The sequence below is a fragment of the Agreia sp. VKM Ac-1783 genome (assembly GCF_900177765.1).
Classification (GTDB): domain Bacteria; phylum Actinomycetota; class Actinomycetes; order Actinomycetales; family Microbacteriaceae; genus Agreia.
On sequence record NZ_FXWI01000001.1, the window covers coordinates 980156 to 1005299 of the forward strand.

The window sequence follows — 25144 nt, forward strand, 5'->3', positions numbered from 1 at the left end:
CGTGACCTGAGCATCCGTTCGATCACACCAGGGCGACGAGGACGGCGACCGGCGCGGCGACGAGTGCGACTCCGCTCATGAGCACCAGAGCGCGAGCCGCGCGACTGAGGGAGCCGGGTGGTGAGATCAGGCGCGACACCCGTGCACCGAGGGTCTCGGGATCAGCCTCGGGCACGATCTCGTCTGCCGCGATGGCCGAGGCGGCGGGGTCGCCGTCTCGCCAGGGGGATCCGACGATGGCGATGGCGGTGGCGAGCGACGCATCGTCGACCTCGCGCCGGGCATCGTCGTCTGCGAGCATCTCCACGAGGAGGGCGACAGCCTTCTCCGCCCGGTTCGCGATAGGAAACCACGGCAGCGCGATGTTCCACGCCTTGAATGCGAGCAGCACGAGGTGATGGTACTGACGGAGGTGAGCCCGCTCGTGGGCCAGCACCGCGCGGAGCTGTGAGGCATCCAGAACCCGGACCAGCCCCTCGGTGAGCACCGTGATCGACCGGACGCCGGGCAGGCAATAGGCGACGGGCGCCGGAAAATCGAGCATGCGGGTGCCGGGGCTGCCCTGGAGTGGCGAGCTGAGGAGTTCGATCAGGGCCCGATGCCGGTGGCGCTCGCGGGCGGTATTGGCCGCCGTTGTCGCGAGACTCAGCACAAGATGGAGGCCCAGCACGACGGCGCCGGCGAGGGAGACGATCTGCAGCGCCCCAGCCTGAGCAGGCACGGGGCCGTCGAGGATGTGGCCAGAGAGGAGCGTGGATGCGACGCCGAGGTCGTTCTCGAACGGGGTGAGGCCGAATGCCAGCAAAGCCCCGATCATCGAGAGACCTCCCGAGAGTGCCACGGCCTGCCACAGGGCCAACGCCGTGCCGGGCGCGCGCGCGGGCCACGCCGCTTTCGACAGGGCGATGGGAACGGGCCAGGCCAGAGCGAGGGCGAGAACCGCGAGCCCGATCCAGGCTCCGGCCACCGTCAGTTACCGGTGCCGCGGGATGCGAGGAGCCGGCGAAGCGTCTCGGCCTCGGTCGGCGAGACCCCGCCGACGAAACGGGCAAGAGCGTCGTCTCGATCGGGCGCGAGCTGCAGAACCTCGTGCATGAGCTCGGCCGTGTGCTCCGAGCGCGAGTTGACCGCGTGATAGCGGTGCGGCCTGGTGGCGCGGCTGCGCGAGACGAAGCCCTTGCTCTCGAGCCGGGAGAGCACGGTGAGAAGAGTGGTGGTCGCGAGTTCGCGACGCTTGGCGGGAGCCTCGGCTGCCACCAGTCGTTCGCCGAGTTCGGGGGCGGAGAGGCCGTCGGGGGACTCCCACAGGGCGTTCATCACCGAACGCTCGAGTACGCCGAGAGTGATCATGCGACAAGACTACCTTTTCGTTTCGATATGTTCTACGCTCTGTAGAAGAAGGATTTCTACGTCGTGTAGAAGTCTACTTCCGAAGGAGAAACCTCCATGAACGAGTGGCTCGATCCACTGCTCCTGTCGCGCTGGCAGTTCGGCCTCACCACCGTCTACCACTTCCTCTTCGTCCCCATCACCATCGGCATGGCGCTCACCGTGGCGCTGTTCCAGACCGCCTGGGTGCGCACCGACAAAGAGAAGTATCTGCAGCTCACGAAGTTCTTCGGAAAGCTCTTTCTCATCAACTTCGCCATGGGCGTGGTCACCGGAATCGTGCAGGAGTTCCAGTTCGGCATGAACTGGTCGGACTACTCGCGATTCGTGGGCGACGTGTTCGGGGCGCCGCTCGCCATGGAGGGCCTCCTCGCCTTCTTCTTCGAGGCGACGTTCATCGGGCTGTGGATCTTCGGCTGGGACAAACTGCCTCGCGGCCTGCACCTGGCCACCATCTGGGCGACCGCGGTCGGCAGCGTCCTCTCGGCCTACTTCATCATCGCCGCCAATGCGTTCATGCAGAACCCGGTGGGCTACGACATCAACGAGGCGAAGGGGCGCGCCGAGCTCACCGACATCTGGGCGCTGCTCACCAACAAGGTGGCGCTCGCGGCCTTCCCGCACACGATCTTCGCCTGCTTCATGGTCGCTGCCGGTCTCATCGTCACCGTCGCGGCCTGGCATCTCTCGCGCAATCAGCACCTCGACACCATGCGCCCGGCTCTCAAGTTCGGTCTGTGGATGATGATGATCGCGGGTGCTCTCACCGTCTTGAGCGGAGACTCGCTCGGCCTCGCCATGGTGCAGACCCAGCCCATGAAGATGGCGGCCGCCGAGGCGATGTACACGACATCGACGGGAGCCGACGCCTCGTTCAGCATCTTCACGCTGGGCACGCCCGACGGCTCGAGCGAGTTGTTCTCGATCCGCATTCCCTATCTGCTCTCGTTCCTCTCGACGCACACGTTCGACGGCACGGTCGAGGGGATCAACGATCTGCAAGCACAGTACGTTCAGCTCTACGGCCCCGGCGACTACACGCCCACCATCTGGGTCACCTACTGGGCGTTCCGGTGGATGATCGCTCTCGGCGTCCTGCACGTGTTCACCGCGTTCGTCGGCCTGGTGCTGACCCGAAAGAAGAGCGCCCTCGGAGCCCGCCTGTTCTCGGGCCGCTGGAGTCGGTGGATCTGGAAGGCCGCAATCTGGAGCTTCCCGCTCTCGCTCGGCGCCATGATCATGGGCTGGGTCTTCACAGAGATGGGCCGACAGCCGTGGCTCGTGTTCGGCCTGCTCAAGACGGCCGACGGCGTCTCGCCGAATGTCAGCGGTCTCGAGGTTCTGATCTCGCTGATCGCCTTCACCCTCATCTACGGCACGCTCGCGGTCGTCGAGTTCAAGCTCATCAAGAAGGCCGCCCAGAAGGGTCCGGACGATCTGCCCGAGCCCCATCCAGAGACCGGCGTTCGTCGCCAGGAAACGACGGTGTACTGATATGGACCTCACCATTGTCTGGTTCGGAATCATCACGTTCCTCTTCATCGGATACTTCGTTCTCGACGGCTTCGACTTCGGCGTGGGCATGTCCCTTCCGTTCCTCGGCAAGGACGACACCGACCGCCGCGTCATCATCAACACGATCGGACCGATCTGGGATCTGAACGAGACCTGGCTGATCGTCGCCGGAGCCTCGATGTTCGCCGCATTCCCCGAGTGGTACGCGACCCTGTTCTCGGGTTTCTACCTGGCGCTGCTGCTGATCCTGCTGTCACTCATTCTGAGAGGTGTCTCGTTCGAATACCGACACCAGCGGCCCGAGGCTTCGTGGAAGCGCCGCTTCGACGCCATGATCGTGGTCGGTTCGGCCGTTCCCGCGTTCCTCTGGGGCGTCGCGTTCGGCAACATCGTCCGTGGTGTTCCTCTCGATGCCGGCTTCAACTACACCGGGTCGTTCTTCGACCTCCTGAATCCCTACGCGCTGCTCGCCGGGGTCACCACACTGCTGCTCTTCTTCACACACGGCACGCTGTTCGTCTCGCTGAAGACCGACGGTGAGCTGCAGCAGCGTGCACGTCGCTTGGCGACTCGCTCGGGAATCCTCACGATCGTCGTCGCCGCAGCGTTCCTGCTCTGGACGACGCTGGCGTACGGAAGCTTCTGGTCGGCCGTGCTGTCTCTCGTCGCTGCGATCACGCTGATCTCCGCCGTGCTCGCCAACGCCCGGGGCCGCGAGGGGTGGGCCTTCGGTGCCATGGCCGCGACTGTCGCATTCGCGGTGCTCAGCCTGTTTCTCTCGCTGTTCCCCGACGTGATGCCAGCCTCGAACGACCCGGCCAACAGCCTCACCATCGCCAACGCCTCATCGTCGGCCTACACGCTCCAGGTCATGACGTGGGTCGCCCTCGTGGCACTCCCGCTGATCCTCGCCTACCAGGGGTGGACGTACTGGGTGTTTCGCAAGAGAGTCACTCGTGCGCACATCGAGGGTGCGCAGGCGGCACACTAGACGAGTGAAACCTCTCGATCCCCGGCTGCTCGGCTATGCCAGAGCAGCCCGGGCATTCCTGGCGGCGGGTGCGCTGATCGGGCTGGCACAGACCGCCTGCATTGTGGGATTCGCCTGGTTTCTCAGCCAGGTGATCGTGCGAGCGATCGACGGGCAGAGCCTGTCCGAGCTGGCGCCGATGATCGCCGCGCTCGCGGGTGTCGTGGTCGCCCGCGCCGTGCTTCTGTGGATCGCGGAGGTGACGAGCACGAGGGGAGCAGCCCGGGTCAAGAGCCAACTGCGCTCTCGCGTTCTCGCAGCCATCACGAAGCTCGGTCCTGGATGGATGGCCGACCGCAACGCGACCTCGGTGGCCACCGTCACCGGTCCCGGCCTCGATGCGCTCGACACCTACTTCTCCCGCTATCTCCCTCAACTCATCCTCACAGCCATCGCCACGCCGATCGTCGTTCTCGTGATCTTCCTCCAGGACTGGCCGAGCGCCCTGGGCGTGGTGCTGACATTGCCGATCATCCCCGTCTTCATGATCCTCATCGGGTGGGCGACGCAGACCGTGCAGAAGAAGCAGTGGCATCTGCTCAACGCCCTCTCCACGAGCTTCCTCGACGTCGTCGGGGGACTCGCTACGTTGACGCTGTTCGGACGCGCCGCACGCCAGGCCGAGCGCATCCGCGTCGTGACCGAGCAGTACCGCGTGCAGACCATGAAGGTGCTGCGGGTCTCGTTCCTCAGCGGCTTCGTGCTCGAACTCGTCTCGAGTCTCGCGGTCGCCGTGGTCGCCGTCTCTGTCGGCCTCCGACTGATCGACGGATCGCTGGGCCTCTCGGTCGGCCTGTTCGTGCTGCTGCTCGCACCGGAGGCCTTCCTGCCGCTGCGTCAGGTGGGAACGCAGTTCCACGCTGCGGCCGATGGAGTGGCCGCCGCCGACGACGTCTTCGAGATCATCGATGCGGCCTCCGCCAGGGGAGCGGAGGCAGGGACCGCTGCTCAGAGCGCGCCCGGTCGGCCGTCGGCGGGCGCTCTCGTGTTGACGGGTTTCGGTGCGGCATACGACGATCAGCCGGTTGTCGGGCCGATCGACGCGGAGTTCCCGACGGGCAGCTTCACCGCCATCACGGGCCCGTCCGGCGTCGGCAAGTCGACGCTCGTCGCCGCGCTGCTGGGCTTCATCGGTCACACGGGCGCCGTCACCCTCGGCGGTCGGGCGATCGAGGCGGGTGCGACAGGTCTCGACTGGATCTCGTGGTGCGGGCAACGACCGGGGCTGCTCGCGGGCTCGGTCTTCGAGAACGTGACTCTCGGAAGTCGTGCGCCCGATCGTGAGTTGGCCGCGCGAGCACTGGGCGTCGCCGCGGCCGACGAGCTAGAGCTCGACCGGATGCTCGGGGTCGCCGGAGCAGGCGTGTCGGGTGGGCAGGCGCAGCGCATCTCGATCGCTCGCGCCGTATATCGCGCCCTGGAGCGCACATCTGCCGTTCTGGTGCTCGACGAGCCGAGTTCGGCGCTCGACGAGCTGTCGGAGTCGAGACTCGTCGACGGGCTCCGCCTTCTCAGCGCGACCACGACGCTCACGCTCATCGTGGTCACGCACCGTGAGGCGGTCGCTCGAGCCGCCGACAGCATCCTCTCGCTCGAGCCGGCAGCGATGGCGGCCTGATGCGCACGACCGAGATCCTGCACCTCGCGCAGCCGAGCGCCCGGCGGTTCGCCCCCGGAGCGTTGCTCGGGCTGTTGAGTGCGCTGTGCGCGGTCGGCCTGCTCGCAACCTCGGCCTACCTGATCACGCGGGCCGCCGAGATGCCGCCCATCCTCTACCTGAACATGGCGATCGTCGGCGTGCGGGCCTTCGCGCTCGGCCGCGCCGGCTTCCGATACGCCGATCGTCTCGCGAGCCACGACGCAGCGTTCCGAACGCTCGCGACACTGCGCGTCGGCATCTACGAGCGCCTCGTACCCCTTGCCCCCGATGGCCTCGCCGGCACGCGGCGCGGAGACCTGCTGACCCGACTGACCGCCGACGTCGACGAGTTGCAGAACCTTCCCCTGCGTGTCGTCCAGCCGCTGCTGATCTCGGGCGCCGTGGCCGTCGCCAGTGTGGTCACGGTCTGGATCCTTCTTCCGGCGGCGGGGATAGCTCTTCTGGTGGCGCTGTTGCTGGCGGCGCTCGTGGGAACCGCGGCCAACAGCCTCATCGCTGCGCGTTCCGAGCGGTCGATCGCCCCGCTACGCGGCGCTTTCGCCGACGAGGTTCTCGACACGGTCGTGAATCTCGATGTGCTGACCGCGTTCGATGCGACCGATGAGCGCCTGGCTGCCGTCGAGCGAGCCGATGCTCGGCTGACCCGCGCCGTGCTCTCGAGCGCGGCGGGTAGCGGCGTCGCCACGGGCATCCTGTCTCTGCTGGCGGGGGCGGCGAGCGTGGCCGCGCTTCTCATGGGCATCCCCGCGCTCGGCAGCTCAGGATTCGACGGGCCCGTGCTGGCGATCATCGCCCTGGTGCCCATCGCCGTCTTCGAGGTGATCTCGAGCGTTCCGCTCGCGATGCCGGCCCTGCGTCAGGTTCGCTCGAGCGCCGAGCGCATCGGCTCCGCCGTACCCGACGACGTTCCCCCGGAGATTCCGCTCGACAGGCCGACGAGCGCGATCGCCACCGTCGATGCATCGAACGCGGTGATCGAGCTGCGCGGCGTGTCGGCCTCGTGGCCGCAGGAATCGTCGCCGGCGATTCGGGGAATCGATCTCACCGTGTCGCCGGGCGACCGCATCCTGGTGACCGGCGCAAGCGGATCGGGGAAGACCACGCTCGCTCACGTCCTCGTGAGATTCCTCGAATTCGAAGGCTCGTACCGGCTCGGCGGGGTCGACGTGCGCAGCCTGCCCCTCGCCGAGGTCAGGCGCACGATCGGGCTCAGCGAGCAGACGCCGTATCTGTTCGACGAGTCGATCAGGCAGAACCTGCTCTTCGCTCGAGACGACGCCTCCGATGACGATCTGATCGCCGTGCTCGAGCGAGTGGGCCTCACAGAGTGGGTGGAACGGCGCGGTGGTCTGGATGCCCGGGTCGGCGAGCGCGGATCGCTCGTGTCGGGCGGGCAGGCGCAGCGGATCGCGCTCGCCCGGGCGCTGCTCGCCGACTTCCCCGTGCTCGTGCTCGACGAGCCCACGGCCAACGTCGACCCGGGCCGCGCCGACGCGCTGCTGCGAGACCTGCTGTCCGCATCCGCCGACCCCGACGGCCGACGCGCGGTGGTGATCATCAGCCACCTGCCCGTGCCCGCCGAGCTGATCACGGGCCGGTTGCGTCTGGGTTGAGCGGGTCAGGAGATGGGGCGCACGAGTGCGTCGAGTCGGCGCTGCCAGGTGGCCGCTCGTCCCTTGGTCCGCGCGAGTACCGGTCCGCCTCGCCACGAGGTCACGACGCGGATGCCGTGCAGCGCGTTGACGACCCACACCTCGCAGCCCGCGAGGTCGGCCGGTGTCGCGAACTCCTCGCCGGTGTCCGTTCCCGTCGCCGAGGCCAGGAGGCGGATGGACTTCGCGGTGACGCTGTCGACCCGGGCGAGTGACGCCGACGGCGCGAACAGGCGGTCGCCGCGCCACCACAGAACGGCGCTCGTGGCTCCGTCGACGATGTGACCCGCCGCCGACACGATGATCGGCTCGTCGACATCGTTCTGCGCGGCCGTGCTCTTCAGCGCGCCGAGTCGCTCGAGGTCGGGACCCTTCACCGTGGCGACCGTTCTCGGGTCGCCGTCGACGAGCGAGGCCACACGGACGGACCCGCCGAGGGGCGGTGCCGGCCGCAAACGGAGGGACAGAGTCGATTCACCGCCGGTCTGCAGCGCCTCGACGCGAGGAAACCACTCGCCCGCGCGGGGGAGGGTGTCGACCGCGGCCTGCCAGAAGCTCTCGACAGTAGTGGAGTCGATCGTCGTCTGCGACGCGACGGCGCGAAGGAACCTGTCGCGATGCAGCTGCAGGGCTCGCACGCCCCCCTCGGCGACCAGCCAGCTGTCGGCCACGAGGATGCCGTCGTGCGCCAGAGCATCCGGAGTCTCGGCCAGTTCTCCCGCCGTCCAGACGAAGAAGCGGGGCGCGATCACACGGCCTACGCTATTACAGTGTCCCGCCGCGTCGTCACCAGAGCACTCGAGCACTGGGTCGATCCCGAGCGGGTGTTCATCGCGCTCTATGGTCGTGAGCCGAACGCGTTCTGGCTCGACTCCGGGCGTGACGCCGCCTATGGAACGAGCTACCTCGGCGCCGGCGACCCCATCGAGACTCCGGCAGACCTGCCGACACTGATCGACGATCTTCGCGCGCGACGCCGAGCGGCCGACGTTGTCGTCGGCTCCTCCGAGGGGTTCGCCCTCGGCTGGGTCGGCTGGCTGTCGTACGAGTTCGGCGCTGCAGAACACGCGGTCACGACGGCGCCGTCACGCCTGCCCGGCGCTGCTCTGCTGTGGGTGACCCGCGCCATCGCCTTCGACCACCACGCGGGGGTGGTCACGCTGCTCGCCCTCGAGGGCGAACCGGATGCCGAGGGCTGGCTCGAGCGAACGGCCCGCCGCCTCGAGGCTCTGCGTCTCGAGCCCCTCGATCTCGAGCATCCGACGGTGTCGGAGCCCTTTCCCCTCGCGCCGGCCGCCCCCATCCGGCAGTCGCCTGCAGCACCGCGTGTCGTGTGGCGGCACGACGCTGCCGACTACGCGCGGCTGGTGCGCGAGTGCCAGGAGTCGATCAGGCGGGGAGACGCCTATCAGCTCTGCCTCACGAACGAGATCACCGCCGAGGTGCACCCCGACCCTCTGGGCCTCTACCTCGCGGTGCGCGCCGCGAACGCGAGCCACCATGGCGGGTACCTGCGCATCGGCGACGTCGCGCTCGTCAGCGCCAGCCCCGAGCGTTTTCTGCGCGTCGATTCTGCGGGCGCCGTCGAGACGAAGCCGATCAAGGGAACGCGGCCGCGCGGGGCGAACGTCGTCGACGACGAGCGGCTGAGAGAGGAGCTTCTCTCCAGCGACAAGGAGCGCGCAGAGAACCTCATGATCGTCGACCTGATGCGCAACGATCTCTCGCGGGTGGCGCTGCTCGGCTCCGTCGAGGTGACGAGTCTCCTGGCGGTCGAGAGCTACAGCTCCGTGCACCAACTCGTCAGCACGGTCACCGCTCGACTTGCTCCGACCGCCGACTCGCTCGACGCCGTCGGCGCGCTGTTTCCCGCGGGGTCGATGACGGGAGCTCCCAAGATCAGCGCCATGCGCATCCTGAACAGGCTGGAAGGCGGGGCGCGCGGCATCTATGCCGGCGTCTTCGGTTACATCGGGCTCGACGGCGCACTCGACCTGGCCATGATCATCCGCAGCGTCGTGCTCACACCGGGCGGAGCATCCATCGGCACGGGCGGGGGCATCACCGCGCTCTCGATCGCCGAAGACGAGGTCGAGGAGACGCGGGTCAAGGCCAGACCGCTGTTGGATGCGCTCGGTCTGTGACGCCGGGCCCGGCTAGAGCGCGCCCGGTTCACCCACGGCCAGGTGGCATCCGGCCGCGTGATCGTTGACGAGCCCCGCGTACTGCATAAGCGCGTAGATGGTCGTCGGCCCGACGAAGCGGTAGCCGAGCTTCTTGAGTGCGACGCTCGCGGCTGCCGAGAACGGGGTGGATGCGGGGATCGATGCGTACGACACTGGTGCGACCGTGCGACGTGGGGGAGCGAAGCCCCAGAGAAGATCATCGAGTGCGCCCGGTTGAGCGTCGACGAGGGTCTTCGTCGCCCGGGCGTTCTCGATGGAGGCGGTGATCTTCGCGCGGTTGCGCACGATGCGGGCATCGGACAGGAGTCGCTCCACGTCACTGTCGTCGAAGGAGGCGACGCGGTCGATGTCGAATGAGGCGAAGGCGGCGCGGAAGGCCTCGCGTTTGCGCAGAATGGTGATCCACGAGAGTCCCGACTGGAAGGTCTCGAGACAGAGCTTCTCGAACAGCGGCTGGTCGCCGTGCAGTGGTCGGCCCCACTCGTCGTCGTGATACGGCAGCATCTCCGCCGCCGAGTGGGCCCACCCGCACCGGGTGATGCCGTCAGCACTGGTGATGGTCGCATCCACGGCTTCAACGATACGGCGCGGGCAGGTTTAGTACGATGGATTGCTGCCGCGCCCCCATGCCACGCTCCATCCGAGCCTCCATGGGCGTCTGTCGCGGCGATATTGGCCCCAGCAGCCGAACCCAAGCAGGAATTGAGAGTCGCGTGACCATCGAAACGACGAGCGCCGAAGAGTACGACCCCCGCAACGACCCGGCCCTCCACTACGACTTCGCCGCCATCCAGAACAAATGGCTGCCTCGATGGGACGAGATGCAGCCGTTCAAGACCGATCTCGAGGGCGACAAGCGTCCGCGCAAGTACGTTCTCGACATGTTCCCGTACCCGTCGGGAGACCTGCACATGGGCCACGCCGAGGCCTATGCCCTGGGCGACGTGATCGCGCGCTACTGGCGTCAGCAGGGCTTCAACGTTCTGCACCCCATCGGCTGGGACTCCTTCGGACTGCCCGCCGAGAACGCCGCGATCAAGCGCGGCCTCGACCCGCGACAGTGGACCTACGACAACATCGAGCAGCAGAAGCGCAGCATGCGTCGCTACGCCGCGTCGTTCGACTGGGACCGCGTGCTGCACACCAGCGATCCCGAGTACTACAAGTGGAACCAGTGGCTGTTCCTGCAGATGTACAAGAAGGGTCTCGCCTACCGCAAGGCCAGCTGGGTCAACTGGGACCCGGTAGACCAGACCGTGCTCGCCAACGAGCAGGTTCTGCCCGACGGCACCTCCGAGCGCAGCGGCGCCGTGGTCGTGAAGAAGAAGCTCACCCAGTGGTACTTCAAGATCACCGACTACGCCGACCGTCTGCTCGACGACCTGAACCAGCTCGAGGGCAGCTGGCCGTCGAAGGTGCTGAGCATGCAGCGCAACTGGATCGGACGCTCGATCGGCGCCGACGTCGACTTCGCCGTCGAGGGCCGTGACGAGCCGGTGACCGTCTTCACCACGCGCCCCGACACCCTGTTCGGCGCGACGTTCATGGTCGTCGCTCCCGACTCCGACCTGGCGATCGAACTGGCGGCCGAGTCCACGCCCGAGGTGCAGGAGGCGTTCAAGTCCTACCTGACCGCCGTTCAGAAGAGCACCGAGACCGAGCGCCAGGCCACCGACCGGCCGAAGACCGGTGTGTTCCTCGAGCGCTACGCGATCAACCCCGTCAACGGTGAGCGCATGCCCATCTGGGCGGCCGACTACGTGCTCGCCGACTACGGCACGGGTGCGGTCATGGCCGTTCCCGCCCACGACCAGCGCGACCTCGACTTCGCCCGCGCCTTCGACCTGCCGATTCGGATGGTCGTCGACGTCACCGCCCCCGCGACCGGCGCCATCCCGATCATCACCGACGAGATGTTGGAAGACCCGAACTTCGGCAGCTACGACCCCGCGGTCACAGGAGAGGCGCTCGCCGGCGACGGACGCCTTATGAACTCCGGCCCGCTGAACGGGCTCTCGAAGGTCAACGCCATCAAGAAGGCCATCGAGATCCTGCAGCAGCAGGGCGCCGGCCGTCCGGCCAAGAACTACCGGCTGCGCGACTGGCTGATCTCTCGTCAGCGCTACTGGGGCACCCCGATTCCGATCATCCACGGCGAGAACGGCGAAGAGATTCCGGTTCCCGAAGACCAGCTGCCCGTGCTGCTGCCGCCGAGCGACGGTCTCGACCTCAAGCCGCGCGGAAGCTCGCCGCTGGGCGCTGCCGAGGACTGGGTCAACGTGACCAACCCTGTCGATGGAACGCCGGCGCTCCGTGACGCCGACACGATGGACACCTTCGTCGACAGCTCCTGGTACTTCCTGCGCTTCCTCAACCCGCATGACAGCGAGAAGGCCTTCGACCCGAAAGACGTCGACAAGTGGGCGCCCGTCGACCAGTACGTGGGCGGCGTCACGCACGCGATCCTGCACCTGCTCTATGCGCGCTTCATCACGAAGGTGCTGTTCGACCTGGGACTCGTCTCGTTCACCGAGCCGTTCAGCGCGCTGCTGAACCAGGGCATGGTGCTGATGGACGGCTCCGCCATGTCGAAGTCGAAGGGCAACATCGTTCAGCTGAGCGACCAGCTCGACGAGCACGGCGTCGACGCCGTGCGGCTCACGATGGCTTTCGCCGGCCCGCCCGAAGACGACATCGACTGGGCAGACGTGTCGCCCGCGGGGTCCTCCAAGTTCCTCGCCCGCGCGTGGAGACTGGCCGGAGACGTCACGAGCAAGCCCGAGGTCAACTGGCGTGACGGCGACATCGCCCTGCGCCGGGTCACCCACCGCTTCCTGGCCGAGGCCCCCGGACTCATCGAGGCGTTCAAGTTCAACGTGGTCGTCGCCCGCATCATGGAGCTCGTCAACGTGACCCGCAAGGCCGTCGACAAGGGCCCCGGCGGCGGCGACCCCGCAGTGCGCGAGGCTGTCGAGACCATCGCGCTCGGCCTCAGCCTGTTTGCTCCGTACACGGCGGAAGACATGTGGGAGCGACTCGGTTACCCGGCGACGATCTCCGGCTACGGATGGCGCGGTGCCGACCCGGCGCTGCTCACCGAGGAGTCTGTCACCGCGGTCGTGCAGGTCGACGGCAAGGTGCGCGACCGGCTCGAGGTGCCGCCCACGATCGCCGGCAGCGACCTCGAGGCGATGGCCCGGTCATCCGCCGCCGTTCAGCGTGCGATCGGCGATCGTGAGATCGTCAACGTCGTCGTGCGCGAGCCCCGCGTCGTGAGCATTGCGACGAAGCCGCTGGCGTAGCGGAAGTACCTCTCCTCACCAGTCGCCCCGGCGCTCGTGCTGTTCACAGCGCGGCACCGGGGCGATCGTCGTCATGCGTCGCGCGCCTACCGTGGTGCCATGGATGCCGGACCGCAGCCGCCGGCGCGGGCTCGGCTCAGCATCGGGGTCGGCGCGGGCATCGTCATCGTGCTCGCCGTGCTGGTGGTCGCGGTACTCGTCTCGGCTCTGGCGCCGCGGGGCAGCAGCGAGGTTCTCGTGACGAATCCGGATGCCGCCCAGAGCGACTCTCCGCTCGACGAGGCGGGCGCGACCGCAGGCGACGGAGACGCGCGCGATGCGCCGGTGATCTACGTGCACGTGCTCGGGTCGGTTGCGCGACCGGGGCTGTACCAACTGCGAGAGGGGGCTCGCATCGTCGATGCCATCGCCGCAGCGGGCGGATACACCGACGTGGCCGACACGGCGCAGCTCAACCTTGCGCGCGTCGTGACCGATGGAGAGCAGCTGTACGCGCCCGCGGTCGGCGAGGCTCCGCCGCTGCCGGCAACCGGCGGTGCGGCGATGCCGGGCGACCCGGCATCCACGACGGTCAACCTGAACACCGCGGATTCCGCCGCGCTCGAGACGTTGCCGCGCATCGGCCCGGAGACGGCGAAGAAGATCATCGACTACAGAGACGAACACGGCCCGTTCACGTCGATCGACCAGCTGCTCGAGGTTCCCGGCATCGGGCAGAAGACGCTCGACGGACTCCGCGATGCGGCCGTCGTGTGAGCGCGCCGCGACGCGAGGCACGGAATCCGGAGTCGACTCGGTGGGCCGATCATCGCCTGACCGTGCCCGCGGTTTTCGCGTGGGGCGCGGCGTTCGTGCTGGCCGGATTGCCCGACGCTGCGGCATCCGTTCTGATCGGGGCGGTGGCCTGCCTCGCGGTCTCGCTCGCTCTGTGGCGGCTGCCTGCTTCGAGTGTGCGCGCATCTGCGTGGGGACGGCTTGTCCGACGAGCGCGCAGCGCGCTTCCGACGGTCGCCGTGTGTGCGGGCATCGGCGCGTGCATCGCCGCAGCCGTGCTCGTGCTCCAGCCCCTGCGAGAGCCGCCGCTTCTGCTCGACGAGACGCAGGGGGCTCTGTCGGCCGAGCTCGAGGTTGCGGGAACGCCCGCGGAGACCGCTCACTCCGGCTTCGGTGGCGAGTCGGTGACAGGTGTGCGATTCGAGGCCACCCTGCATCGCCTCGAGAACACCGACGGTCGCAGCGACCGCACCTCGACACGAGTGCTGGTCTTCGTCGACGACCTTGCCACTGCAGACGCCCCCGCCATCGGATCGACCATCCGAGTCGACGCGCGTTTCCGCCCGACCGACGACGGGTCGCAGACGGCATGGCTCGCGTTCGCGGAGGGGCATCCCGAGACGATCCGGCCTCCCGGCTGGCAGCTCGCCTGGGCGGCGGAACTGCGTACCCGGTTCGCCGAAGCAGCCCGCGGCCTCCCTGGCGATGGAGCAGAGCTCGTGCCCGGTCTCGCCCTCGGTGACGACTCCCTCGTCGACGCATCGCTCGACGAGGCGATGAAAGTCAGCGGGCTGAGCCATCTCACCGCCGTCTCGGGCGCCAATTGCGCCATCGTCATCGCCGGTGCATTCCTGATCGCCGGCTTCGCCGGTCTTCGTCGGGGCGCTCGACTCGGTGCGGCCAGCGCAGTGCTGCTGCTTTTCGTCATCCTGGTGACGCCGCAGCCGAGCGTCATCCGGGCGGCGGCCATGGCGGCGATCGTTCTGGTCTCGATCGGGGCGTCCCGCTCGGCTCGAGGCATGCCCGTGCTCTGCCTGGCCGTCGTCAGTCTCATCGTCACCGACCCATGGCTCTCCCACAGCTTCGGCTTCGCGCTGTCGTCCCTCGCAACGGCCGGACTCCTGCTGTTCACCCGGCCCCTCGCATCCGCTCTGTCGCATTGGATACCGACATGGCTTGCAGCCGTCATCGCTGTGCCGCTTGCCGCCCAACTCGCCTGCCAGCCCGTGCTCGCCCTCCTCACGCCCACGATCGCCCCGTACAGCATCCCGGCGAATCTGCTCGCGGCCCCGGCCGCTCCCGTCGCCACCGTCGCGGGACTGCTGGGCTGTCTGGTGGGCGCACTCGTGCCGCCCCTCGCCGTGCCAGCTGCGTGGCTGTGCTGGCTGCCGGCCGCCTGGATCGGTGCTGTCGCGCGCTTCTTCGCCGGCGCACCCGGAGCGCGGCTCCCGTGGGTGCCGGGCCTTGCCGGCGCTCTGCTCGTACTCGCATTGACCGCACTGGCACTCTGGGTCGTCCTGGCCTCCCGCGCTCCTCGCATCCGGCGCGCTGCAGCAGTGCTCCTGGTTGCCGTAGTCGTCGGTGTCTACGGCGGGGTGCTGGTCGGCGGCACCATCGCGCTTCGTCTGTCGGTGCCGCAGAACTGGCGCATCGCGGCGTGTGACATCGGGCAGGGCGACGCGGTGCTCGTGAGAAGTGGTGACGTCACAGCCCTCATAGACACCGGGCCAGACCCGGATGCGCTCCGCGCCTGTCTCGAGCGGATGCAGGTCGCTCACATCGATCTTCTCGTGCTCACACACTTCGACCTCGATCACATCGGTGGTCTCGACGCCGTCGTGGGCCGAGCACACGCCGTGCTTCTCGGACCGACCGACAGCCGGTCCGACGAGGCTGTCGTGCGTCGCCTCGTCGAATCCGGAGCGACCGTGCAGCAGGCGGCGCGAGGAGACAGGGGAGAGCTCGGAGCGCTGCGCTGGGACGTGCTCTGGCCCACGGCCGACACGACGCTGCGGGGCAACGGCGCGAGCGTCACCATGGCGTTCTCCGGCGACATCGACGCGCTGTTCCTGGGAGATCTCGGCGAGAGCGACCAGGCTCAGGTGATGGCCGACAACAGGCTGCGCCCCGTCGATGTGGTGAAGGTGGCCCATCACGGATCCGGCGACCAGAGCGCCGAACTGTACAACCGCATCCATGCTCGGGCAGGCCTCATTTCGGTGGGTGCCGACAACGACTACGGGCACCCGAACGCTCGCATCCTCGAGATCCTCGCGGGCGCCGGCACTCGAGTCTTCCGCACCGACCAGCTCGGCCTCGTCGTGGTGTCGATCGAGCATGGCGACACGGTCGTCTGGAGTGAGAAGACGGCGGGGGCCGGTGCCGAGTCACTCGTGTCTGTGCCGCCGAGTAGGCTCGATACGAGAACCGACAGAGTGAGGACACGTGGCTACTGCACGCGGCGCAAAACAAACGGCGAAGGCCTCGATCCCGCAGCTCTCCTGGGAGCAGGTGCGCCCCGCGCCCGTCGTCCTCGTGTCTGGCACAGAGTCGTTTCTCGCCGAACGCAGCATTCGGCAGCTCCGTGACCTGCTGAAGCTCGAAGATCCGAGTCTCGAGGTCTCCGACATCGACGCGTCCTCCTACGCGCCGGGCGAACTGCTCACCGTCGCGAGTCCGTCGCTTTTCGCAGAGCCGCGCATGATCCGTGTCTCCTCGGTCGAGAAGTGCACCGACGACTTCCTCAGTGAGACGCTCTCCTACCTCGAGAACCCGGCAGACGACACCTACCTGGTGCTGCGGCACGGTGGCGGAGTCCGCGGCAAGAAGCTGCTCGAGGCCATCCGCTCGGGCTCGGGCGGGGGCATCGAGATCGTCTGCGCCGAGCTCAAGAAAGACTCCGAACGCTACGAGTTCGCCGCCTCCGAGTTCCGCGCCGCCGGCCGTCGTGTGTCGGCCGGCGCCCTCAGAGCCCTGGTCGCCGCGTTCTCCGACGATCTCGCCGAACTCTCCAGCGCCTGCCAACAACTCGTCGCCGACGCGTCGGCCGAAATCACCGAGGCCACGGTCGACCGTTACTACGGCGGCAGGGTCGAGGCCAGCGCCTTCGCCGTGGCCGATATGGCGATCGCCGGTCGACACGGCGAGGCGCTCGCGCTCGCTCGGCACGCGCTCGCGTCGGGCGCCGACCCCGTGCCCATGGTCGCCGCGTTCGCGATGAAGCTCCGCACGATGGCCAAGGTGCTCGGCACCCGCGGTGGATCAGGCCAGCTCGCCGGCCAACTGGGCCTGGCGCCGTGGCAGATCGATCGTGCTCGCCGCGACCTGGCCGGCTGGTCGGGCGCGGGGCTCGGACGCAGCATCCAGATGCTCGCCGAGACCGACGAGAACATCAAGGGCGGCAGCCGCGATGCCGTCTACTCGCTCGAGCGCATGATCGGCGTCATCGCCGAACGGGGCGAGCTACCCCGCTGAACCCAGGCACGAATGAACCCGGGCACGAATGAACCCGGGCACGAAAAAAGCCCCGCAGTGCGGGGCTTTTTTCGTGCGTGCGTCTCTCGAGAGAGCGGCTCTCTTTAGAGAGAGGCGACGGTCTTCGCGAGGGCCGACTTGCGGTTCGCGGCCTGGTTCTTGTGGATGACGCCCTTCGAGGCGGCCTTGTCGAGCTTCTTGCCCGCTGCGATCAGTGCGGCGAGGGCCTTGTCTTTATCGCCCGTGGCGACAGCGGTCTTGGTGGCGCGGATAGCGGTCTTCAGGCCACTCTTGACGGCCTTGTTGCGCTCCTGGGCCTTCTTGTTGGTGCCGATGCGCTTGATCTGCGACTTGATGTTTGCCACGAAATTACCTCTTGTATGTGTTCGGATGAATGCAATGCGATCGACCGGCGACCGCGAGTTCGCTCCGCATAGTAAGACGGAAGCGTAAGCCAACAGGCAACGTTACCAGACAGGCGCCTTCTCGACAATATCGAGGCGGCCCACGTGTTCGCTGCCTGTGCGGACTGCGGCGTTTCACCGTACCCCGACCGAGGCGTAGCCTTAATGCTCTCATGCCGCAGCTCTCATCCCACATCGATTCCGTCCCTCCGTCGGGAATCCGGCGCATCTTCGAGATGGCGCTGGCGCTCGACGACGTGCTGATGCTCGCGGTGGGGGAGCCCGACGTCGATGTCGCCCCCGAGATCCTCAGAGCGGGCTCGGATGCCTGGCTCGCCGACGAGACCGATTATGGGCCGAACGGTGGCCTTCTCGTGCTCCGCGAGGCCCTGGTTCGCAAGCTTGCGCGCGAGAACGGCGTCGTCGTCGACACGGAGCAGGTCTGGGTGACCTGCGGTGGCATGCAGGCGCTGTACCTCGCGATGAGTCTCGCTCTCGGGCCGGGAGACGAGGTCCTCATCCCCGACCCGGGCTACTCGACCTTCGCGATGAACGCGGCCATGATCTCCGCGGTCTCGGTGCCGTATCCGCTGCGCCGCGACAACGCTTTTCTGCCGGACTTCGATGAGTTGACGAGACTCGTCACGCCGCGCACCCGCATGATCATCATCAATTCGCCGTCGAATCCGCTCGGAGCGATCTTTCCCGAGGAGACTCTGCGGGCGCTCGTCGAATTCGCGAGGCAGCACGACCTGTGGATCCTGAGCGACGAGGTCTACGAGGCCTTCAGCTACGAGTCCCCGCACGTGTCGGTGGCGGGTCTCGACGCCGACGACCGGGTCTTCTCCGTGTTCTCGCTCTCGAAGACCTACGCGCTCACGGGCGCGCGAGTCGGATACCTCGTCACACCTCCGGGGCTGTCGACGATCATGCGCACGGCGCAGGAGGCGATGATCAGCTGTGTCAACACGCCCGCACAGCTGGCCGCCCTCGTGGCCGTCGAGGGTGATCAGCAGCATGTCAAAACCGCTGCTCTGCATTACCGGCAGAACCTCGACGCCGCCACCGCGCTTCTGCGCGAGCGCGGAATCGAATACCTCCAGCCGTCGGGCGCCTTCTACCTGTGGGTGAATGTCGGATACGCGACGGACGGCGACGTGGCGGGGTGGGCAGAGCGATTCCTGCTCGAGAAACGGGTCGCCGTGGCACCGGGCAGTGCGTTCGGTCGTGGGGGAGAGGGATGGATCCGCATCTGTGTCGCGGCCGGCCTCGACGATCTGCTCGAGGGCATCCGTCGTCTGCCCGAACCCGAGCGACACGAGACGGATGCGCAGGCGATCGCGCGTGGCGGCATCTCCGTGCGCCTCGCCCGAGCAGACGAGCACGATGAGATCGCCCGTCAGCGTCTCGAGGCGTATCGACTCGACTTCACCATCGGCGACGACTACGCGGTGCAGATCCTCGATGTGCCGCATCACGCGGCCATCGGCGAGGTGTGGGTCGCCGTCGACGACGCGACAGGCCGCATCCTGGGTTCGGTCACGACGCCTCGACCGGGCGAGCTGCTGACGCCGCTGGGACGGCCGGGCGAGTTCGACTTCCGTCTCCTCGCAGTCGACCCGGCGTCGCGCGGTCGTCGCGTCGGCAGCATCCTCACCGACTTCGTCATCGACCTCGCTCGCGAGCGAGGAGCCGAGCGCGTGGTCATGAACAGCGGAACCGAGATGACGACCGCGCATGGACTCTACGAGCGGCGCGGGTTCTCGCGCATGCCCGATCGCGAGAACCCTCCCGGCATCGAGCCGTCGCGCGCCTACGGCCTGGAGCTGTAACAGGCGCGCGACGACCGACTAGTTCTTCGCCGCGTACGACCCGGTGCGCAGTTCGTCGATGAGGCTCGGACCGTTCGGCTCCCAGCCGAGGTCGATGCGGGCAGCGCTTCCCCTGGCCTGCTGGTCGAGCAGCAGCGCGTCGGCGAACGGCGCTCCCAGGCGGGCGTGAGTTTCTTCGACCGTCTGAGGCTCGACGCGGGAGTCGAGACCCTGGCCAAAGGCCGCGGCCTCGCCGATCTCGCGCACAGTCGGGTTCTCGCCGCTGGCACCGATGTAGGTGGAGCCGGACTCGCCGAGGTCGAAGGCGAGGATGTACAGCTCGGCCAGGTCGTCGACGTGCACCGTGGTCCAGTGCTGCGAGCCGTCGCCGATGAGTCGGACGACGGGCGATACGCCGCTGTCGTCGCCGAGGAAGAGCGCCGGGATGCCTGCGCCATGGCCGAAGACGACGGCGGGAGCGATCAGCGTGGTCGAGACGCCCTGCGCGCCGAGCACGCGCTTCTCGATCTCTTCGCGCCACGCCACGATGGCCGGAGCGTGACGGGGCGAATCCTCATCGATGTCGGGATTGTCTCCCCAGACCCAGATTCCGCCCGTGTGCACGTAGCGCTTGTCGCTCCCTTCGAGACCCGCGAAGACGGCCGTCACGAAGGCGTCGTCGACGTCGCGGCTGGTGTCGTCGCCGGGAGCGGCGAGGTGGATGACGCCGTCGCTCGCGATCGCCTGCTCGGTCACGAGTTCGGCGTCGGTGACGTCGCCGATCACCGCGGTGGCTCCGAGAGCCTCGATTTTGGCCGCCTTCTCGGGAGAGCGCACCAGGGCGGTCACGTCACGTCCCTGCAGGCGGAGCTGGCGGAGGACTGCGGATCCGATGAAGCCGGTGGCACCGGTAAGAAAAATACTCATGACCACATTCAACCGCGCCGAACTGACTACTACCCCCGCGACGTGACGAAAAGCGTCGGCCTCGAACAACGTGAGAGAATGGGCGCTTACCCGCCGTACGACACAAGAGGAACGCGTGAGCCCGCTAGCTAATAAGGCCCTGGAGCCGGCATCCACCGACCCCGCGTTCATTCGCAACTTCTGCATCATCGCGCACATCGACCACGGCAAGTCCACGCTCGCCGACCGCATGCTGCAGATCACCGGCGTCGTCAGCGACCGCGACATGCGTGCTCAGTACCTCGACCGCATGGACATCGAGCGCGAGCGCGGCATCACGATCAAGAGCCAGGCAGTGCGCATGCCGTGGTCGCTCGAGGGTCAGACCTACGCGCTCAACATGATCGACACCCCCGGCCACGTCGACTTCACCTACGAGGTCTCCCGGTCGCTCGCTGCCTGCGAGGGCGCGCTCCTGCTCGTCGACGCGGCCCAGGGCATCGAGGCCCAGACGCTGGCGAACCTCTACCTCGCGCTCGACAACGACCTCACGATCATCCCCGTTCTCAACAAGATCGACCTGCCCGCAGCAGACCCCGACAAGTACGCACAAGAGCTGGCCAGCCTCATCGGCGGCAAGCCCGAAGACGTGCTGCGAGTCTCCGGCAAGACGGGCGCGGGCGTTCCCGAACTCCTCGATCGGCTGACAGCCCTCGTTCCCGCGCCCCAGGGCGATCCGGATGCCGCGGCTCGCGCGATGATCTTCGACTCGGTCTACGACTCCTACCGCGGCGTCGTCACCTACGTACGCATGATCGACGGCCAGCTCTCGCCGCGCGAGAAGATCCAGATGATGTCTACCCGCGCCACTCACGAGATCCTCGAGATCGGAGTGTCGTCGCCCGAGCCGACCCCCAGTAAGGGACTCGGCGTCGGCGAGGTGGGCTACCTCATCACCGGAGTGAAAGACGTCCGTCAGTCCAAGGTCGGCGACACGGTCACCACCCACTCGAAGCCGGCCACCGAGGCCCTTCCGGGCTACACAGAGCCGCTGCCGATGGTGTTCTCGGGTCTGTACCCGATCGATGGCACCGACTACCCGGCGCTTCGTGACGCCCTCGACAAGCTGAAGCTCAGTGACGCCTCGCTCGTCTACGAGCCCGAGACGTCTGTGGCCCTCGGATTCGGGTTCCGCTGCGGATTCCTCGGACTGCTGCACCTCGAGATCATCAACGAGCGCCTCGAGCGCGAGTTCGGGCTCGACCTCATCGCCACCGCGCCGAGCGTGATCTACGAGGTCACCACCGAAGACAAGAAGACCGTCACGGTCACCAACCCGAGCGAGTTTCCGTCGGGCAAGATCACGAGCGTTCACGAGCCGGTGGTCAAGGCTGCGATCCTGGCGCCGAAAGACTACGTCGGCGTCATCATGGAGCTGTGCCAGAGCCGTCGAGGCACCCTCCTCGGCATGGAGTTCCTCGGAGAAGACCGCGTCGAGATCCGTTACAACATGCCGCTCGCCGAGATCGTCTTCGACTTCTTCGACAGCCTCAAGTCGAAGACGGCGGGGTACGCCTCGCTCGACTACGAGCCCATCGGAGATCAGGAGGCCGACCTCGTGAAGGTCGACATCCTGCTGCAGGGTGAGCAGGTCGATGCGTTCAGCGCGATCGTGCACCGCGACAAGGCTCAGGCCTACGGGGCGCTCATGACCGAGCGTCTGCGCAAGCTCATCCCGCGTCAGCAGTTCGAGGTGCCCATCCAGGCCGCGATCGGTGCGCGCATCATCGCCCGAGAGTCGATCCGCGCCATGCGCAAAGACGTGCTGGCCAAGTGCTACGGCGGTGACATCAGTCGCAAGCGCAAGCTCCTCGAGAAGCAGAAAGAGGGCAAGAAGCGCATGAAGATGGTCGGTCGCGTCGAGGTGCCGCAGGGCGCTTTCATCGCTGCCCTGTCTGGCGACACGGAGACGAAGAAAGAAAAGAAGTAGCCGATGCTGCAGCGATCCACGCACACGGGCCAGTCTCTGACCTACGCGGCCGTCGGCGCCTCCCAGGCTCCGGATCTCATGTTCTACCCGCCGAAGGGATACCGGCCGGCGGAAGACAGCATCCGCATCGGCTCGGGGCGCGACCGCTTCGACACCGCCGCGGCCACCCTGTTGGCGTGGGGCGTTCAGAAGAACAGCGGCATCGAGGTCTCGAACATCGAATTGCCGACGCCGAGCGACACCGACTACGCGGGGCTCGTCTACGACGCCGACGGCACTCCGCTGGCCGCCCGCGACGTGAATCCCGAACTCACCTATTCCGAAGACGGAACGCCGCAGATCTCGGCCGGCGTCACGGCCGATCTGCGCATCCGGGCCTATGGCCGTGTCGTCACGGCGCCCGTGCGGGTCGTTCTCGTCATCGACGAGCCGAACGAGGCAGGCTTCGCCTACGGAACCCTTCCAGGGCATCCGGAGGAGGGTGAGGAGAGCTTCGTCGTAACACACGAACCCGACGATTCCGTCTGGTTCACCGTTCGCTCCTTCTCGCGCGGCAGCACTGCTTTCTATCGACTCGTTTCACCTCTGCTCCGCCGCCAGCAGCGCCTGATGACGAGGCGCTATCTGCGCGCGCTTCTTCCCGGTCGCGCCGCGTGAGCGTTCACTCCTCGCCTGGTCGACACTGATGGCGTCGGCCCTTCCCCTCGGCGATCCCGCACCGCTCGACGGTCTGCTGCCCCAGGGCTCCGACCGTGACGCAGCCACCCGCAACTTCGGCGTCTATCTGCACGTGCCGTTCTGTCGCGTGCGCTGCGGCTATTGCGACTTCAACACCTATACGGCCACCGAGCTTCGAGGCGCGAAGCAGTCTGATTACGCGTCTCAGGCTGTGGTCGAGGTCGACCTCGCTCGCCGTGTGCTCGAGCAGTCCGGCGTTCCCTCTCGAGAGGTGTCGACGGTCTTCTTCGGTGGAGGTACGCCGACCCTGCTTCCCGCCGAGAACCTCGTGCGCATGCTCGCTGCCGTCCGTGACGCCTGGGGGCTGCAACCGGGCGCCGAGGTCACGACCGAAGCGAACCCCGACAGCGTCGACGCCGACTATCTGAAGACCCTTGCCGACGCAGGATTCACCCGGGTGAGTTTCGGCATGCAGTCCGCCGTGCCCCACGTGCTGCGCACTCTCGATCGCACGCACGATCCTGAGCGCGTGCCGCTCGTGGTCGAGTGGGCGCGCGAAGCCGGGCTCCAGGTGAGCCTCGATCTGATCTACGGCACACCGGGCGAGTCCCTCGAGAACTGGCGCACGTCGCTCGAGAGCGCCTTGGCCTCCCAGCCCGATCACCTCTCGGCCTACGCGCTCATCGTCGAGCAGGGAACGAAGCTGGCGCGCCAGATCAAGTCGGGCGAGGTCGCAGAGCCCGACGACGATCTCGAGGCCGACATGTACGAGTTGGCCGACGAGATGCTCGCCGCGGCCGGCTACTCCTGGTACGAGGTCAGCAACTGGGCGGCCGACGAGTCGTTCGTCTCACGGCACAATCTCGCGTACTGGCAGGGACACGACTGGTGGGGCGTCGGCCCGGGAGCACACAGCTACGTCGGAGACACTCGGTGGTGGAACGTCAAACATCCCGCCGCGTACGCCGAGCGCATCGCGGCCGGCCATTCGCCGGCCGCCGGCCGCGAGACTCTGGATGCGACGACCCGCGAGACAGAGCGGGTGCTGCTTCTGACACGCATCCGCGAGGGCCTGCGCATCGACTCGCTCGCGGCGGAGCCGAGGCGCGAGGTCGCCGGCCTGATCGCCGATGGTCTCGTCGACGGGCGGTCGGCGATCCAGGGCACGGTCGTCCTCACCCTGCGCGGGCGGCTGCTCGCCGACGCCGTGGTGAGGCGCCTGACGAGCTAGCCTTTCGTTACTTGACGAGGCGGATCGTCAGCGGGTAGCGGTAGAAATCTCCCGCGTTCGCCTTGACGGCGGCGATGATCATGAAGATGATCGCCGCGATCGCGATGGGGAACGCCAGAACCGTTCCGATGAAGAATGTGACGAAGCCGAGGAGCACCGTCGCGGTCAGATAGATCGCCAGCGAGATCTGGAAGTTCAGTTCCTCGAGAGTGTGCTGGCGGATGAACTCTCCGCGGTCCTTCAAGACGAGATACCCGACGAGTGCGGGCACGAATCCGAAGAGGATTCCGCCGAGGTGGATCAGCGTCGCCCAGAGGCGTTGGTCTTGCGGCGCCATCGGGGGCTGCGCCTGATAGGAGGCGTTGGACGGAGGTGGGGCTGAAGTCATGTCGACCATTAAAGCAAAGAAGCGCCGGTCGACACGAGGTGTCGACCAGCGCTTCTTTGCTGAGCGTGCTACTTGATGAGTCGAATAGCGAACGGGTAGCGGTAGGTGCCGCCGCCGTTCACCTTCACTCCGCCGATGATCGGGAAGACGAGCTGTGCCGCAATCACGACAAGCCAGAGGAGCGTCGCGATGAGGCCGCCGAGGATGGGAATGAAGCCGAGGATCACGGCGATGATGGAATACGCGACCCAGGCGATGGCGATCGTGATCTGGTAGTTCAGCGACTCCTTGCCTTCCTGGTTGGTCAGCGGACCGCGGTCTTTGAAGACCAGCCAGATGATCAGCGGCGGGATGAAGTTGAGAACGCCGCCGAAGTGCGCGAGCGACGCCCAGAGCTTGTCGTCGGACTGGCTGAGCGGTGCGCCGGGTGCCGCAGCGGGCGGGGGCGAGTACCCGGGCGGCGGCGTCTGGCCGCCGGTCGGCGTGCCGTACTGAGGGCCACCGTACTGCGGAGCTCCGTACTGCGGGGGCGTGGATCCTCCGGCGGGTGCTCCGAAGTCGGGAGGGACCTGGCCCGAGGGCGGCGTAGAGGGAGGGGGCGTCGGCCCGCCCGCGCCCGAGGGATTCTCAGGAGTCGCATGGGGATCGGACATGAGTCGCTTGCCTTTCGTCGCTGGATGAGGGCTTCCAGCACAAGATACTGCGGAACTCCTTCGGCCGGCAATGATCCTTCGGTGCCGTGAGCGAGATATAA

21 protein-coding genes are annotated in these 25144 nt (G+C 67.3%); 13 read left to right on the forward strand and 8 right to left on the reverse strand.

Annotated features, from left to right (window positions below):
• Nucleotides 1-22: 22 nt before the first annotated feature.
• Nucleotides 23-967: a M56 family metallopeptidase gene (locus CCK87_RS04630; protein WP_170927140.1), complete on the reverse strand. Its 945-nt coding sequence runs from the start codon at nt 965-967 to the stop codon at nt 23-25.
• A gap of 2 nt (nt 968-969) precedes the next feature.
• A complete protein-coding gene (locus CCK87_RS04635; RefSeq protein WP_055774399.1) occupies nt 970-1350 on the reverse strand; it encodes a BlaI/MecI/CopY family transcriptional regulator in 381 nt (126 codons plus the stop codon).
• A gap of 96 nt (nt 1351-1446) precedes the next feature.
• Between CCK87_RS04635 and CCK87_RS04640 the strand changes: the two genes are divergently transcribed.
• The 4 genes from CCK87_RS04640 to cydC are packed head-to-tail and all read left to right on the forward strand — an operon-like array spanning nt 1447 to nt 7207.
• Nucleotides 1447-2883 (forward strand): cytochrome ubiquinol oxidase subunit I, encoded by a 1437-nt coding sequence (locus CCK87_RS04640; RefSeq protein WP_086460244.1) that lies wholly within the window; start codon nt 1447-1449, stop codon nt 2881-2883.
• A gap of 1 nt (nt 2884) precedes the next feature.
• Nucleotides 2885-3895 (forward strand): cytochrome d ubiquinol oxidase subunit II, encoded by a 1011-nt coding sequence (gene cydB, locus CCK87_RS04645; protein WP_086460245.1) that lies wholly within the window; start codon nt 2885-2887, stop codon nt 3893-3895.
• A 4-nt stretch (nt 3896-3899) separates the two neighbouring features.
• Nucleotides 3900-5552 (forward strand): thiol reductant ABC exporter subunit CydD, encoded by a 1653-nt coding sequence (gene cydD / locus CCK87_RS04650; protein ID WP_086460246.1) that lies wholly within the window; start codon nt 3900-3902, stop codon nt 5550-5552.
• The gene (gene cydC / locus CCK87_RS04655; protein WP_170927141.1) at nt 5552-7207 is read left to right on the forward strand and encodes a thiol reductant ABC exporter subunit CydC; all 1656 of its coding nucleotides are present in this window, start codon (nt 5552-5554) and stop codon (nt 7205-7207) included. The genes cydD and cydC overlap by 1 nt, the downstream gene beginning before the upstream one ends.
• Nucleotides 7208-7212: 5 nt before the next feature.
• On the opposite strand, the gene CCK87_RS04660 is transcribed toward cydC, so the two are convergent.
• Nucleotides 7213-7998 carry an aminotransferase class IV gene (locus CCK87_RS04660; RefSeq protein WP_086460393.1) on the reverse strand — a complete coding sequence of 262 codons (786 nt, stop codon included), beginning with the start codon at nt 7996-7998 and terminating at the stop codon, nt 7213-7215.
• An 18-nt stretch (nt 7999-8016) separates the two neighbouring features.
• Between CCK87_RS04660 and CCK87_RS04665 the strand changes: the two genes are divergently transcribed.
• Nucleotides 8017-9390 carry an anthranilate synthase component I family protein gene (locus tag CCK87_RS04665; RefSeq protein WP_170927074.1) on the forward strand — a complete coding sequence of 458 codons (1374 nt, stop codon included), beginning with the start codon at nt 8017-8019 and terminating at the stop codon, nt 9388-9390.
• 12 nt (nt 9391-9402) lie between these two features.
• Here CCK87_RS04665 and CCK87_RS04670 read toward each other — a convergent pair whose 3' ends face one another.
• Nucleotides 9403-10002 (reverse strand): DNA-3-methyladenine glycosylase I, encoded by a 600-nt coding sequence (locus tag CCK87_RS04670; RefSeq protein WP_283160424.1) that lies wholly within the window; start codon nt 10000-10002, stop codon nt 9403-9405.
• 149 nt (nt 10003-10151) lie between these two features.
• Between CCK87_RS04670 and leuS the strand changes: the two genes are divergently transcribed.
• The 4 genes from leuS (at nt 10152) to holA (ending at nt 16982) form a co-directional block, all read left to right on the forward strand.
• Nucleotides 10152-12734, forward strand: coding sequence for a leucine--tRNA ligase (gene leuS / locus CCK87_RS04675; protein ID WP_249273722.1), 2583 nt, complete (start codon nt 10152-10154; stop codon nt 12732-12734).
• 99 nt (nt 12735-12833) lie between these two features.
• Nucleotides 12834-13490 carry a ComEA family DNA-binding protein gene (locus CCK87_RS04680; RefSeq protein WP_086460249.1) on the forward strand — a complete coding sequence of 219 codons (657 nt, stop codon included), beginning with the start codon at nt 12834-12836 and terminating at the stop codon, nt 13488-13490.
• Nucleotides 13491-13552: 62 nt separating this feature from the next.
• The gene (locus tag CCK87_RS04685) at nt 13553-16096 is read left to right on the forward strand and encodes a ComEC/Rec2 family competence protein (protein WP_170927142.1); all 2544 of its coding nucleotides are present in this window, start codon (nt 13553-13555) and stop codon (nt 16094-16096) included.
• On the forward strand, nt 15996-16982 hold the full coding sequence (gene holA, locus CCK87_RS04690) for a DNA polymerase III subunit delta (protein WP_249273723.1): 987 nt from the start codon (nt 15996-15998) through the stop codon (nt 16980-16982). The genes CCK87_RS04685 and holA overlap by 101 nt, the downstream gene beginning before the upstream one ends.
• 104 nt (nt 16983-17086) lie before the next feature.
• Here the strand turns inward: holA and rpsT are convergent, their stop codons facing one another.
• A complete protein-coding gene (gene rpsT / locus CCK87_RS04695; RefSeq protein WP_085487736.1) occupies nt 17087-17347 on the reverse strand; it encodes a 30S ribosomal protein S20 in 261 nt (86 codons plus the stop codon).
• Between the two features lie 212 nt (nt 17348-17559).
• On the opposite strand from rpsT, the gene CCK87_RS04700 reads away from it, so the two are divergent.
• The gene (locus tag CCK87_RS04700) at nt 17560-19218 is read left to right on the forward strand and encodes an aminotransferase class I/II-fold pyridoxal phosphate-dependent enzyme (protein ID WP_170927143.1); all 1659 of its coding nucleotides are present in this window, start codon (nt 17560-17562) and stop codon (nt 19216-19218) included.
• An 18-nt stretch (nt 19219-19236) separates the two neighbouring features.
• Here CCK87_RS04700 and CCK87_RS04705 read toward each other — a convergent pair whose 3' ends face one another.
• Nucleotides 19237-20124: an NAD-dependent epimerase/dehydratase family protein gene (locus tag CCK87_RS04705; RefSeq protein WP_086460252.1), complete on the reverse strand. Its 888-nt coding sequence runs from the start codon at nt 20122-20124 to the stop codon at nt 19237-19239.
• Nucleotides 20125-20239: 115 nt separating this feature from the next.
• Here CCK87_RS04705 and lepA point away from each other — a divergent pair, with 115 nt between their 5' ends.
• The 3 genes from lepA to hemW are packed head-to-tail and all read left to right on the forward strand — an operon-like array spanning nt 20240 to nt 24002.
• Nucleotides 20240-22093, forward strand: coding sequence for a translation elongation factor 4 (lepA, locus tag CCK87_RS04710; protein WP_086460253.1), 1854 nt, complete (start codon nt 20240-20242; stop codon nt 22091-22093).
• A 3-nt stretch (nt 22094-22096) separates the two neighbouring features.
• A complete protein-coding gene (locus tag CCK87_RS04715) occupies nt 22097-22750 on the forward strand; it encodes a DUF1990 domain-containing protein (protein WP_249273706.1) in 654 nt (217 codons plus the stop codon).
• Between the two features lie 28 nt (nt 22751-22778).
• The gene (hemW, locus tag CCK87_RS04720; RefSeq protein WP_086460254.1) at nt 22779-24002 is read left to right on the forward strand and encodes a radical SAM family heme chaperone HemW; all 1224 of its coding nucleotides are present in this window, start codon (nt 22779-22781) and stop codon (nt 24000-24002) included.
• A 7-nt stretch (nt 24003-24009) separates the two neighbouring features.
• Here the strand turns inward: hemW and CCK87_RS04725 are convergent, their stop codons facing one another.
• Nucleotides 24010-24390, reverse strand: a complete 381-nt coding sequence (locus tag CCK87_RS04725; RefSeq protein WP_249273707.1) for a DUF4870 domain-containing protein — start codon at nt 24388-24390, stop codon at nt 24010-24012.
• Nucleotides 24391-24458: 68 nt separating this feature from the next.
• Nucleotides 24459-25043, reverse strand: a complete 585-nt coding sequence (locus CCK87_RS04730) for a DUF4870 domain-containing protein (RefSeq protein WP_086460255.1) — start codon at nt 25041-25043, stop codon at nt 24459-24461.
• Nucleotides 25044-25144 lie beyond the last annotated feature (101 nt).

Coding starts and splice junctions, on each gene's coding strand:
- CCK87_RS04635 (WP_055774399.1), bottom strand. CDS start 1,350: ATGATCACTCTCGGCGTACTCGAGCGTTCGGTGATGAACGCCCTGTGG.
- CCK87_RS04640 (WP_086460244.1), top strand. CDS start 1,447: ATGAACGAGTGGCTCGATCCACTGCTCCTGTCGCGCTGGCAGTTCGGC.
- cydB (WP_086460245.1), top strand. CDS start 2,885: ATGGACCTCACCATTGTCTGGTTCGGAATCATCACGTTCCTCTTCATC.
- cydC (WP_170927141.1), top strand. CDS start 5,552: ATGCGCACGACCGAGATCCTGCACCTCGCGCAGCCGAGCGCCCGGCGG.
- CCK87_RS04680 (WP_086460249.1), top strand. CDS start 12,834: ATGGATGCCGGACCGCAGCCGCCGGCGCGGGCTCGGCTCAGCATCGGG.
- CCK87_RS04700 (WP_170927143.1), top strand. CDS start 17,560: ATGCCGCAGCTCTCATCCCACATCGATTCCGTCCCTCCGTCGGGAATC.
- CCK87_RS04705 (WP_086460252.1), bottom strand. CDS start 20,124: ATGAGTATTTTTCTTACCGGTGCCACCGGCTTCATCGGATCCGCAGTC.
- CCK87_RS04715 (WP_249273706.1), top strand. CDS start 22,097: ATGCTGCAGCGATCCACGCACACGGGCCAGTCTCTGACCTACGCGGCC.
- hemW (WP_086460254.1), top strand. CDS start 22,779: ATGGCGTCGGCCCTTCCCCTCGGCGATCCCGCACCGCTCGACGGTCTG.
- CCK87_RS04725 (WP_249273707.1), bottom strand. CDS start 24,390: ATGACTTCAGCCCCACCTCCGTCCAACGCCTCCTATCAGGCGCAGCCC.
- CCK87_RS04730 (WP_086460255.1), bottom strand. CDS start 25,043: ATGTCCGATCCCCATGCGACTCCTGAGAATCCCTCGGGCGCGGGCGGG.